At 46.6% G+C, this 12,617-nt stretch carries 9 protein-coding genes and 1 pseudogene; 4 read left to right on the top strand and 6 right to left on the bottom strand.

Annotated features, from left to right (window positions below; all coding sequences use genetic code 11):
* Positions 1–47 precede the first annotated feature (47 nt).
* Positions 48–2,519: a HEAT repeat domain-containing protein gene (locus QUB04_RS31615; RefSeq protein ID WP_333290624.1), complete on the top strand. Its 2,472-nt coding sequence runs from the start codon at positions 48–50 to the stop codon at positions 2,517–2,519.
* 481 nt (positions 2,520–3,000) lie between these two features.
* Positions 3,001–5,184 (top strand): polyphosphate kinase 1, encoded by a 2,184-nt coding sequence (ppk1, locus tag QUB04_RS31610; protein WP_333290623.1) that lies wholly within the window; start codon positions 3,001–3,003, stop codon positions 5,182–5,184.
* A 43-nt stretch (positions 5,185–5,227) separates the two neighbouring features.
* Here ppk1 and QUB04_RS31605 read toward each other — a convergent pair whose 3' ends face one another.
* Together QUB04_RS31605 and QUB04_RS31600 are read right to left on the bottom strand one after the other, a co-directional pair.
* Positions 5,228–5,398, bottom strand: coding sequence for a hypothetical protein (locus QUB04_RS31605; protein ID WP_333104150.1), 171 nt, complete (start codon positions 5,396–5,398; stop codon positions 5,228–5,230).
* Between the two features lie 202 nt (positions 5,399–5,600).
* Positions 5,601–6,101, bottom strand: a complete 501-nt coding sequence (locus tag QUB04_RS31600) for a hypothetical protein (RefSeq protein ID WP_333290622.1) — start codon at positions 6,099–6,101, stop codon at positions 5,601–5,603.
* Between the two features lie 80 nt (positions 6,102–6,181).
* On the opposite strand from QUB04_RS31600, the gene QUB04_RS31595 reads away from it, so the two are divergent.
* Positions 6,182–6,733: a DUF2854 domain-containing protein gene (locus QUB04_RS31595; RefSeq protein ID WP_333290621.1), complete on the top strand. Its 552-nt coding sequence runs from the start codon at positions 6,182–6,184 to the stop codon at positions 6,731–6,733.
* A gap of 530 nt (positions 6,734–7,263) precedes the next feature.
* Here the strand turns inward: QUB04_RS31595 and QUB04_RS31590 are convergent.
* The 3 genes from QUB04_RS31590 to QUB04_RS31580 form a co-directional block, all read right to left on the bottom strand.
* Positions 7,264–7,608 carry a DUF779 domain-containing protein gene (locus tag QUB04_RS31590; protein ID WP_333290620.1) on the bottom strand — a complete coding sequence of 115 codons (345 nt, stop codon included), beginning with the start codon at positions 7,606–7,608 and terminating at the stop codon, positions 7,264–7,266.
* A 167-nt stretch (positions 7,609–7,775) separates the two neighbouring features.
* Positions 7,776–9,296, bottom strand: coding sequence for an acetaldehyde dehydrogenase ExaC (gene exaC, locus QUB04_RS31585; RefSeq protein WP_333290619.1), 1,521 nt, complete (start codon positions 9,294–9,296; stop codon positions 7,776–7,778).
* A gap of 345 nt (positions 9,297–9,641) precedes the next feature.
* Positions 9,642–9,881 (bottom strand): hypothetical protein, encoded by a 240-nt coding sequence (locus tag QUB04_RS31580; RefSeq protein WP_333290618.1) that lies wholly within the window; start codon positions 9,879–9,881, stop codon positions 9,642–9,644.
* Between the two features lie 412 nt (positions 9,882–10,293).
* Between QUB04_RS31580 and QUB04_RS31575 the strand changes: the two genes are divergently transcribed.
* Positions 10,294–11,496 (top strand): phytochelatin synthase family protein, encoded by a 1,203-nt coding sequence (locus QUB04_RS31575; protein WP_333290617.1) that lies wholly within the window; start codon positions 10,294–10,296, stop codon positions 11,494–11,496.
* Positions 11,497–11,724: 228 nt separating this feature from the next.
* Here QUB04_RS31575 and QUB04_RS31570 read toward each other — a convergent pair.
* A pseudogene (locus tag QUB04_RS31570) lies at positions 11,725–12,617 on the bottom strand (WD40 repeat domain-containing protein); the annotation flags it as partial.

Below are 12,617 nucleotides of genomic sequence, written 5' to 3'. Positions count from 1 at the left end.
ATCCGCTACACAAGTAGTTACTTTTGTCAACTTTCTTGTTAAGAAAGATGTTTATAAAGCATAGCTTATTAAGGGGGGCTGGGGGGGATCTTTCTCAACAGCTACGGGAAGCATTAGCAGCATCAGGAAAAGAGCGAATTCGAGATTTAGTGAAAAATCCCCTGAGATGTTCGCTATTGTGCGGCACTTGGCAATCCTTAGATGGGGATTTACCGGATACTAAGGCGAAGCTTTATCAAGGGTTTGTGACAACTTTTTATCAGTGGAAAAAACCGCGCCTGAATTGGATTCAGCAGCAGGAATTGAATGCGGCTTTGGGGAAATTGGCACTTTCAGGGATGTTAAATGAAACGGATCGGTTTCAGTTGCCCGAAAGTGTGGCATATCGGGTGATGGGTGCATCGCAGTTTGAGTTAGCTTGTCGTTTGGGTTGGCTGAATTTAGTCGCGAGGGATGCGGAGACGGCGGAAGGGATTTATGCTTTTTACCATCCTACGTTTCAGGAATATTTTGCGGCGTTGGCGGTTGAGGATTGGCACTTTTTCTTGAATCATATTCCTAAGAATCCGCAACATCCTGATGCTCGATACCGCATTTTTGAGAAGCAGTGGAAAGAGGTGATTTTGCTGTGGTTGGGGCGTGAGGATGTAGGGAAGGAGGAGAAGGAAGCGTTTATTAAGGCGTTGGTTAAGTTTAAGGTTGGGTGGGATAAATTTTCTGGATATCGGGCATATTTTCTAGCGGCTGCGGGGATGGCTGAGTTTAAGGATTGTAGTCTTGCTGATGAGATTGTATCGCAGATTGTTATTTGGGGATTTGGTTATTTTAATAAGCAAAAACAGGATTGGCGGACATTTCTCGATCCAATTGTCGATAGAGCAAGGGAAGTTCTGAAAGAGACGGATCGGGAAAAGGCGGGTTCCGCTTTAGTCGAGTTTATCCGCAATTCAGGTGACGAATATACCCGGAGGCGAGCGACAAAAAGCTTAGGGCAAATAGGCAAGTATCACCCAGAAACTATCTCCTATTTAGTCGAGTTAATCGGCACTTCTCAGGATGAACATACCCGGTGTGTAGCGGCAGAGAGCTTAGGGGAAATAGAAAAAAATAGCCCAGTTGCGATAGCCACTTTAGTCGAGTTACTCCGCAAGTCAGTTGACAAAAAGACCGGGAAGCAAGTGGCATATAGCTTGGGAAAAATAGGCAAAGATAGCCCAGAAGCGATTGCAGCTTTAGTAGAACTAATCCGCACTTCAGATCATAACCATTTCTACCCGCATTACTGTCGGTACAACGTACCTACTTGTATAATATTGGCATATAGCTTAGTGAAAATAGGGAAAAATAATCCAGTTGCGCTCGCCGCTTTAGTCGAGTTAATTCGCACTTCAGAACATAAAGTTACCCAAGAGCGAGCGGCAGAAATTTTAGGTAGGATAGACAAAGATAACCCGGTAGCGATCGAAACTTTATTGGAGTCAATCCGCAACTACCGTCCTAAAGATACTCGTTATCAAGCAGCAGAAAAATTAGCAAGAATCGGCAAAAATAACCCAGTTGCGATCGCCGCTTTAGTCGAGTTAATCCGCACTTCACGTAATAAAGTTACCCGGTGGCGAGCGGCAGAATGCTTGGGGAAAATAGATAAAGATAACCCAGTTGCAATCAGCGCTTTAGTCGAGTTAAGCCGCAATTCCAATGAAAGGACCCGGTGGTCAGCGGCAGATAGCTTAGGTAAAATAGGCAAAAATAACCCAGTTGCGATCGCCGCTTTAGTCGAGTTAATCCGCAATTCCGGTACTGAAAGTACCCGGTGTCAAGCGATAAAAAGCTTAGGGGCAATAGGCAAAAATAACCCAGAGGCAATCTCCGCTTTAGTCGAGTTGCTCGGTACTTCTCAAGGTGAATATACCCGTCTGATAGCGGCAGAATGCTTAGGAAAAATAGACAACAATAACCCTGTTGCGATCTCCACTTTAGTCGAGTTGCTCGGGACTTTTCAGAATGGATATCATCTGTGGGAATTGGGAAATAAATTAGAAAAAATAGGCAAAGATAACCCAGTTGCGATCGCCGCTTTCGTCGAGTTAATCCGCACTTCAGGTGATGAAAATACCCGGCTTCAAACGGCAGAATTTTTGGGAGAAATAGACCAAAATAACCCGGTTGCGATCGCCACATTAGTCGAGTTAATCCGCAATTCAGATAATGCAGATACCCGGTGTCGAGCGGCATCTAGCTTAGGGAGAATAGAGAAATATCACCCAGTTGCGCTCGCTACTTTAATAGAGTTGATTCCTAGTTATCACCCTGAATATTCTCTTTTTGACCCGACAGATAGCTTACTGAAAATTATGACAGGTAAAGATTTCGCTACCGCAGTTTCAGGTTTAAAAAATCGCCTAACTTCGGAAATCTACAAAAATGATTTGGGTCGGAATGAAAGATGTCACGAAGTCATCTGGAATTGTGCCGAAAATATGACTTACCCAGACTTTTATCAAGCATGGCACGCTTAACCCACCGCTGGAATTGCCGTTAACAGGTTTTCGGGTGGATGGAGATGATTTGTTGGATGGGGTGCGGAATTGGATTGGGGGGATTGGTTCGTGATTCAGGGGCCGGACACGGCAATGCCCTTGGTGTCCACTTAACTTCAAACCCAGTCACAGACTGCTGTTTGACTATTAAATCCCGATCCCCCCGGCGCCAAGGGCGGGCACGGGGGCACCGCCCCTACGAAGGGGGGGACAAGATTCTTCTCAAAGTCAACCCCTACTCCCCAACAATCAGGGGGATTTAGGGGGATCTAGATTCGGGTAAAAATGAGATTTCTCAAAGGTTGGAGTCTTAAGTTGACACGAAGAAGGGCATTGCCGTTTCCCTACAGGAATCACAAAAACGTGCGATCGACCAAAAGCAGATGCGAACCAATCCTTTAACCTACAATACTATTTCTAGAGATGCCATCACCGAGCCTCCCAAAGACTCCCCCAAACCATGCCCAAGCCAAAAAAGACCCCCGCCAAAACCTACACTGAAATCAATCTCAGCGACCCCCAATACTACTTCAACCGAGAACAAAGCTGGCTAGAATTCAACAACCGCGTGCTCCACGAAGCCCTCGACCCCCGCACGCCCCTCCTAGAAAGACTCAAATTTCTCGCTATTTTTAGCTCGAACCTAGACGAATATTTTATGGTGCGCGTGGGCGCCCTCAAACAACAAGTACATGCCAAAGTCAGCAAATTAACCTCCGACGGCCGCACACCTCAACAACAGCTAGATGCCCTGAACAAGCGGCTTTTGCCGATGGTTACTCAGCAACACGCCTATTTTGAGCAAACCCTGCGGCCGAAACTAGCAGCAAGCGAAATCTACATTCTCGACTACATTGACCTCAATCAAGAACAGCGCAATTACTTGCACCGCTACTTCAAAGAACAAGTATTTCCCGTACTCACTCCCCTAGCAGTTGACCCGAGCCACCCATTCCCCTACCTTTCCAATCTCAGCCTCAATTTAGCAGTAGTAGTCAGGGACCCCGACACGCGGGAAGAATTATTTGCCCGCGTCAAAGTACCGCAGGTTTTGCCGAGGTTTTTGCCTTTGCCGGGGGATTTGCAGTGGCAGCAGAGGGGCAAATCTCCTGTTTGGACTGGCGTGCCCCTAGAACAGGTGATTGCCCACAATTTAGAAGCTTTGTTTCCGGGGATGGACGTTGAGGAATATCACCCGTTCCGAATTACTCGCAATTCCGATTTGACGGTGGAGGAAGATGAGGCAGAGGATTTGCTGCTGGCAATAGAACAGGAGCTCCGCAAGCGTCGGTTTGGAGGTTCTGCGGTGCGGATGGAAATTCAAGCGATTATGCCCCCTGCGCTGCGAGATATGCTGATGGAGGAGCTGGAGCTCGGTGAGCAAGATGTTTACGTCGTAGAGGGGCTGCTAGGCCTCAAGGATTTGATGTCTTTTGTGGGGCTGCCGGTGCCGGAACTGAAAGACCCGCCTTGGACTCCCGTTGTGCCACCACGCTTGCGGAACTCGGAATCGGCAAGGATTTTAGACAAATCGAGGTTGGATGCTGAAGAGGGCGAGGATATTTTCACCACCATCCGGCAGGGGGATTTGATGCTGCACCATCCCTATCACTCGTTTGCGGCGACGGTGCAGCGGTTTATTACTGAGGCGGCGCACGATCGCTCCGTGTTAGCGATTAAAATGACTTTATACCGCACTTCTGGAGATTCGCCGATCGTCAGCGCCTTAATTCAAGCTGCGGAAAACGGCAAGCAGGTAGCCGTTTTAGTAGAGCTCAAAGCTAGGTTTGACGAAGAAAATAATATTAATTGGGCTCGCAAGTTAGAACAAGCTGGAGTCCACGTAGTTTACGGTTTGGTGGGACTCAAAACCCACACCAAAATTGTGATGGTAGTGCGTCGCGAGGACGGGTACATCCGCCGCTATGTCCACATCGGCACTGGCAATTACAATCCCAAAACAGCCGGACTGTATACCGATGTGGGTTTGTTGAGTTGTCGCGAGGATTTGGGATCGGATTTGACGGATTTGTTTAATTATTTGACTGGTTATTCGCGGCAGGTATCTTATCGCAAATTATTGGTGGCACCGGTCAATATGCGCGATCGATTTTTAGCTTTAATCCGGCGCGAGGCAGAATTCTGCCGCTTGCAGGCCGAAGGCGGCATCGGTAGCTGTGGCCGCATTGTCGCTAAAATGAATGCTTTAGTTGACCCTCAAATCATTGTTGCTTTGTACGAAGCTTCGCAAGCGGGAGTTAAAATTGATTTGATTATTCGAGGGATTTGCTGTTTGCGTCCCGGCGTTGAGGGTGTTAGCGAAAATATCCGAGTTATCAGTATTATCGGCCGCTTTTTAGAGCATTCTCGGATGTTTTATTTTTTCAACGGTGGCGACGAAGAGGTGTATATTGGTTCTGCTGATTGGATGCAGCGCAATCTCACAAGACGGGTTGAGGCCATAGTTCAGGTGGAAGACCCGACAATTGCCAAGGAATTGCAAGAAATTTTGGGTGTAATGCTGGCTGACAACCGCCAAGCTTGGGATTTGCAGCCCTCCGGACACTACTCTCAGCGGCGGCCGCCTGCTAATTGCCCGGAGGTGAGCTCTCAGCAAATTTTGATGGATATGGTTTTGAATTAATCATTAGGAATGGGGCATGGGGCATGGGGCATGCCCAATGGCCCTAACTGTTAAAAGTGCGCTTGAATTCTTCTAAGAGATCGTCAATTTCTTCGATCGCCTGACTCACATCTATTCTCATGGCTCCCAAGTCCGATCGATCTAACAGCCGCACGAGGGATTCCCGCTTGACTTCGATCTGTGCTACGCGCTCTTTGATTGTCTGTGCATCCATTGTTTTTTGCCTTTGCTAGTATTAACAAAAATATTTGACATTCCCCCCTGCGAACAGACGGAGATTCTTAATTCACCGACATCCCTTTTTGGGCCAATCCTTCACTGTTTATATATGGGAAGTGATGAACCTGCTCAGGGTTTTTGGGTCTGTGTTATAGTTTGATTGTACATCAAAAGTGCAGCCCAACTTCAGCCACATTTTAGCGCAAAAAAGGCGGACGTTTGGTATCTGCGGGTTTATTTTTCATCATTCCAGCTAAAAATCGCTTCAGGGCTTTCTCCCGGTTTTTCATAAAAGCAGCCCAAAATCCCGGTTGATATTCATCCATCGTCTTGGCTAGGGCCCAGACATCGATCGCTAAGATATTATAAAGCCTTTCATCTTCGCGCTTGAGCGAGTTAATCTGCTCCAGAACCGCCTTGTTTGCTCCAGCAGTTTGTTTGTCTTCGTCTTTAATCATGTCCGAAAAATGGTTGAAAGGGCAAGAGTGTCGATCGCGATCGCCACTCTGTATACTTTGATGATACTGCCGATCTCGATTGCCTTCTGGAACCAAAGCCGCGCAATTAACACGGATATTTACCGATGGCGCGCCCGGACGAGTCCGGCTGGATAAGCTTCTGAAGCTAGAGACAAGACTGTGGATGCACACCGCTCCCGCGCTCATAGATGCTAGCAGTTTTTGCAGGTCTTTTGGCAAAAAAACTAAATTTATTCAAGACTTTTTGACAGATAATAATTAAAGTATATTATTTCTGTCGGACTACTTACCTCACTAATATGTTACGCAAAATTTCTTTAGCAAACCTAGCCTTAGTTGTTGGCGGTATTATAGCAGCAGTCGGTTTCGGAGCCTACTTCACAGACAGACCTACCCTGAACCTAGCCGGGTTTTTTTATGGAATTCCGCTGTTGCTGGGAGGTTTGGCTCTCAAAGCCGCCGAACTCGAACCGGTGGAGTTCACCGAACCTACCTCTGCTGAAGTTCTCCTCTTGCGAGAAAGTCAGGCCACAGATACTCAAAACCAAGTCCGCAAAGATATCACTCGATTTCGCTACGGCCAACCCGCGCACTTAGATGATGCTTTGGAGCGCTTGGGCCTGGCCCCGACAGACGAGGAACGGCCGCTTCTGCAAGGGTTGCGGGAAGTTGATGTTGACGGTGCTTATGGGTTAATTTTAGAGTTTTATTCGCCACTACTGTCGATCGACTTATGGGAAGAAAAGCAAGACAAAATAGCTACTTTTTTTGGGCCCGGTTTGCGCGCACAAGTGACTCAAAAGGCTGGTGAAAAAATAGAATTGGCTTTAATTAAAAATACTCAAGTTTAAAGTCTTCTGAAGTTTTGAGTGCAGAAACTTTGAAGTCGCCAATTAATAATTAATCCTGCACCGGCTCAGATACTGATTTTAGCGGCAGCGTGAAACCTGTCGCTATCAACAAAAGCTCAATCCGCAATTGAGCGATCGCCCCAATTGGATTTTCCCTAATTACAATAGTGTTTGAGAACCGATCGGCAATCTTAAATCAGCAGAAGCACAAATGGTTTCGTCCCAGAGTAGGATAGGTATTATCGGCGCGGGAACATCAGGAGTTTATCTAGCAATTTTGCTGATTCAACAAGGGTTTGATTTTTGGCAACTAAACTCAAATAATGTCTGAAACTTTTGTCCAGTAAGTATTCTAAAATAAGATGCTTTTGCCCTCGTCAGAAAATTAGTCGTCGTTAGCCCACGCGAGAAACTTAGATAAAAACTTAAATAAAAATAGGTTTTTTCGCTCCCAAGAAAGAAACCGGGTTGCAGGCTTAAGCAAATTAATGTTTTGAGAGAAACTGCCGGCAAGTTAAGGATAAACAGAGTTAATCAGCATTAACAAACAAGCGAGAACGAGTAATAAAACGCTCTCCATCCGGCCCTTCCAAGGAAAAATCGCTGCCTCCGGGCCCCGATGCCACGTCTATAATTAACTGCGTGTGCTGCCAATATTTGTATTGCTGCGCTGCAATATAAAAGGGACAACCCCCTATTTCGCCCAGCAATACGTCACCATCACCGATTATCAATTCGCCATCGGGAAAGCACATGGGAGAACTACCGTCGCAGCAGCCGCCCGATTGGTGAAACATCAATTCTCCGTGTTGAGTTTTGAGATGGTTAATTAATTTTAAAGCGGCTTCTGTTGCGGTGACTTTGGCAGTTTCCATTGCAGTCTCTTTGTGTAGCAATTTTATTTCGTTTGTGAATGAGATTTTTTTTAATGAACCGCAGAGGGCGCAGAGGACGCAGAGAAAGAGAGGAAAGAGAGAAAGAAGGAGTTGACGAATCCTTGAAGTGTGTCTTTCTTCTTTCTTTCTTCCCAATGACTAAAACCTTAGAAGAAACCTAATGCTTTCGGGCTGTAGCTGACCAACAAATTCTTGGTTTGCTGGTAGTGATCTAACATCATTTTGTGATTTTCGCGGCCGATACCAGATGATTTGTAGCCGCCGAATGCTGCGTGGGCTGGATATAGGTGATAGCAGTTTGTCCACACGCGGCCTGCTTGAACGGCGCGGCCCATGCGGTAGGCGGTGTTGATGTCGCGAGTCCAAACTCCGGCACCTAAACCGTAGAGGGTATCGTTGGCAATTTCTAATGCTTCGGCTTCGTCTTTGAAGGTGGTTACTGCTAATACTGGGCCGAAGATTTCTTCTTGGAAAATTCGCATTTTGTTGTTTCCTTTGAAGACTGTTGGCTGGAAGTAATAGCCGTCTTGCAAGTCGCCGGGTAAGATGTTTCTTTCGCCTCCAATCAGGCATTCTGCGCCTTCGGCGTGACCGATTTTGACGTATTCGGCGATTTTTTCCATCTGGTTGATGGAGACTTGGGCGCCGAGGGCGGTTGTCGGATCTAAGGGGTTGTCTTGTTTGATTTGGCGGATGCGATCGATCGCCTTTTCCATGAATCGATCGTAGATTGACTCCTGAATTAAGGCGCGGGAGGGACAGGTGCACACTTCGCCTTGATTGAAGGCAAACATGACTAATCCTTCGACTGCTTTGTCGAGGAATTCATCATCTTGGGCGCAGATATCTTCAAAGAAAATGTTGGGGGATTTGCCGCCTAGTTCTAGGGTGACGGGGATGACGTTTTGGGAGGCGTATTGCATGATTAGCCTGCCGGTGGTGGTTTCGCCGGTGAAGGCGACTTTGGCAATCCGGGGACTGGTGGCGAGGGTTTTGCCGATTTCGGCGCCGGGCCCGTTAATGACGTTGATTACGCCGTCTGGTACTAAGTCGGCGATGATTTCCATCAGTACCAAGATTGAGGCGGGGGTGGGGCCTGCTGGTTTGAGGACGACGCAGTTACCGGCGGCGAGGGCTGGGGCGAGTTTCCAGGCGGCCATTAATATCGGGAAGTTCCAGGGGATGATTTGTCCGATGACGCCTAGGGGTTCGTGGAAGTGGTAGGCGACGGTGGTTCCGTCGAGTTCGCCGATCGATCCTTCTTGAGCTCGGATGCAGCTTGCGAAGTAGCGGAAATGGTCGATCGCCAGCGGTATGTCTGCGAGGCGGGTTTCGCGAATTGGTTTACCGTTGTCCCAGGTTTCGGCGATGGCGAGGCGATCGAGGTTTTCTTCGATGCGATCGGCTATTTTGTGCAGAACCCGCGCCCTATCGGCTGGGGAAGTCTTACCCCACTTGTCTTTCGCAGCGTGGGCGGCATCCAGTGCCAATTCTACATCCTCGGCGCTCGATCGGGGGATTTGACAAATTGATTTTCCTGTAATTGGAGAAAGGTTTTCCGAGTATTTCCCTTTCACCGGTGGCACCCACTTGCCACCGATAAAGTTCTCGTAGCGAGTTTGAAAAATCGACTGACTGCCGGATTGAACTGGTGCTGCTACTACCATTTTATTACCTGATTAAAATTTGTTTTCGCGGAGGATTGAAATCTATTGAACATCAACTATCCTCTATTTTCCGCAACTTCGGTCAATTTATATACAAAATTTTACATTTTTCAATCATTTTGCAGTCACTGTAGGGGCGGGTTCACCAACAATCTCAAGCTAAAACAAACCATCTCAAAAACCCGCCCCCTCCCAACGGTAAACACGATCAATTAACTGTTCAATTCTCGTCTATTTTCGATAAGTTCGGTCAGTTCATATAATACAAAATTTTACATTTTTCAATCATTTTGCAGTCACTGTAGGGGCGGGTTCACCAACAATCTCTGGCTAAAACCAACAATCTCAAAAACCCGCCCCCACCCAACGGTAAACACTATCAATTAACTGTGACGCACCTCTCCTTTGTGCGGCTATAAAATTATCCGATAGCTGATAGTGATTTTTGACGGAATGGCTGGTTATGCCAGCCAACAAGGTAGCAGAAAGGGGCGCTTTAAGGTATTTGCTAATTTCCATATCGTTATCAGCAACGTCAATATAAATCCCCTGAAAATCGACCACATCATTGCCAACCCAAATCACCGGCTTAAATTTGATTTATTGCAACTATTACAACTCTTGAGCCGACTCTTATAAAAGATCGCGTGATTGAGGCTATTCAGAAAAGTGTGATTTATCTGAGATGTTGCACCATTCTCAATAAGCTTTTTATGAACAGGCAAGATGCCTGTTCTAGAGAAGGGTGCTGTGAGATTTATCCAAGCTGCCTAACGCTCACTCTGTGGCAAATTGCCGAATTCTTTCCTCACCTTGATGCCTAGCCGTCCCTCGCAAATAATCACGTTTTTAAAATTTGCATCCCGAAAGTCAAACCTTCGCAGCGTTTTATTGCTAAAATTGAAAAAAAGAGTAAATAAGTGCATTCATCATTATCAATGTGACGATATTGCATAATATTTATTAGCACCATAAGCAATCAGGGTTAAAACACTCAATGTCTGCTCAAGGGTTTTATCGTCGTTCACTCCCCGATTCTGCTATTTCCTTTTCCTCCGTAGAGGGAAAGCAAATATTTCGAGAAGCGTTGGCATTGGGAGGTATGGAAGGGTATTTTGCTCTAGCGGAGCAGTTTCATACTCAAGCAGAACCGGCTTTTTGTGGATTGGGTAGTTTAGTTGTTGTTCTTAATGCCTTATCCATCGATCCGGGTCGCATTTGGAAAGGGGTGTGGAGATGGTATGGAGAGGAATTTTTAGACTGTTGCTTACCTCTTTCAGTCATTAAAGAAAACGGTATCACCTTTGATGAGTTTGTCTGTATAGCACGTTGCAACGGTGCTGTTGTAAAACCTAACCGTTACCACCAAAGCAGCTTGGAAAACTTTCGGCAAGCAGTTGAGAAAGTGACTACGGCGTCAGGTGATATTCATCTAGTTGTTTCCTACAGCCGAAAGGTATTGGGACAAACGGGTGATGGTCACTTCTCACCAATTGGTGGCTATCATCCAAAGCGGGATCTAGTTCTTCTGCTGGATGTTGCCCGTTTCAAATATCCACCTCACTGGGTTTCTCTGCCTTTGTTATGGCAAGCATTTGAACCTGTCGATCCCGTCACTAATAAATGTCGAGGTTATATTTTATTGCAGAAGAGTGAAAGGTTGCCAGAAACCTTTTTTCATGTTGCTTGTGATTTATATCAGTGGCGTAGTGTTGCTCCTTACTTTGCAGAAATACTCCCCGACATTGTGAGAAAAGAGCAACCAGATTCAATCGCTTCATTTGTCAGTACCATTCTGCACCATTTGCCTGTTGAGTTCACAACTATGGTGCATACCTCCTCAGAGACTGCAGAGACACTTGAGAAATTACGGGCAGCTATTCAGTTAAATTCACTGTTTGATATTGTTCACCAATGCTTGTCAAGCGATGACTCGGATGCAATGTCTGTTGTAGGGAAGTGGTCGCAACAGCCATTCGTAGCAGAGATAATAACAGCAATATTACTGTCGTGTCCCGAAACGCTCTATGCAACTCTCAAACCAGAGTTACGACTGTGGTTTAGTGAGGTTCGCCACCTTGAGAAACTACTCCCTCCCTGGGATGTAGAGATATCTAGATTGAGAGAACAAATGTCAGCACTCCAGGAGTTTTACACTTTATATTCCAAGGGGCATCAGTGCCATATCCCTCAGAGTTAGCACCTACCGCCTTTTGAACTCCCCAAACCTCGCCTAACTACAAAAGTGAAAATTAAATAGCAAGATTTAATAATCTGATGCTGGTGCCGGTTGTGGAGGAAGATTCGCCGCAGAGAAATATTAGGGTTGTGACTGATGCGAGTGAGGAATGGACAACGGAAAAAGTGGAAGTAGTGGTAAAAAAATGTATGGCGAACATCTGGCTGGCTGGCGGTTTTTGCCTAAATTCTATTTGATTGACTGTTGACTTAGGTAATCAGCACACATCTGTTTATCCTCTTCTGTTACTTTCGGATTGGTTCTGAGATAATCCCCGATCCAATTGCAACCTAATGCCATTAGTTTATCGACATCCCAAGTCCACAGTTTGATCGTTTTGTCAAAGCTTGCAGAAGCCAATGTCTTGCCATCTGGACTAAAAGCGATGCTTCTGACAGAATTGCTATGCCCGGTGAGGGTAGCGATGGGTTTTTGGCTTTGCAGGTTCCACAGTTTGATGGTGTTGTCAAAGCTTGCAGAAGCCAAAGTTAAGCCATCTGGACTAAAAGCGATGCTTCTGACAGAATTGCTATGCCCGCTGAGGGTAGCGATGGGTTTTGGGCTTTGCAGGTTCCACAGTTTGATGGTGTTGTCGTCACTTGCAGAAGCCAAAGTTAAGCCATCTGGACTAAAGGCGACGCTCCAAACCGAACTGCTATGCCCGCTGAGGGTAGCGATGGGTTTGTGGCTTTGCAGGTTCCACAGTTTGATGGTGTTGTCACTGCTTGCAGAAGCCAATATCTTGCCATCTGGACGAAAGGCGACGCTATAGACCGAACTGCTATGCCCGCTGAGGGTAGCGATGGGTTTTGGGCTTTGTAGGTGCCACAGTTTGATGGTCCTGTCATAGCTTGCAGAAGCCAATGTCTTGCCATCTGCACTAAAGGCGACGCTCCAGACCGAACTGCTATGGCCGGTGAGGGTAGCGATGGGTTTTTGGCTTTGCAGGTTCCACAGTTTGATGGTGTTGTCACTGCTTGCAGAAGTCAATGTCTTGCCATCGGGACTAAAGGCGACGCTCCAGACCGAACTGCTATGGCCGGTGAGGGTAGCGATGGGTTTTTGGCTTTGCAGGTTCCACA

The sequence above is a fragment of the Microcoleus sp. D2_18a_B4 genome (genome assembly GCF_036702475.1).
In the GTDB taxonomy this organism is placed as follows: domain Bacteria; phylum Cyanobacteriota; class Cyanobacteriia; order Cyanobacteriales; family Microcoleaceae; genus Microcoleus.
This window is presented reverse-complemented; position numbering and strand designations above follow the sequence as displayed.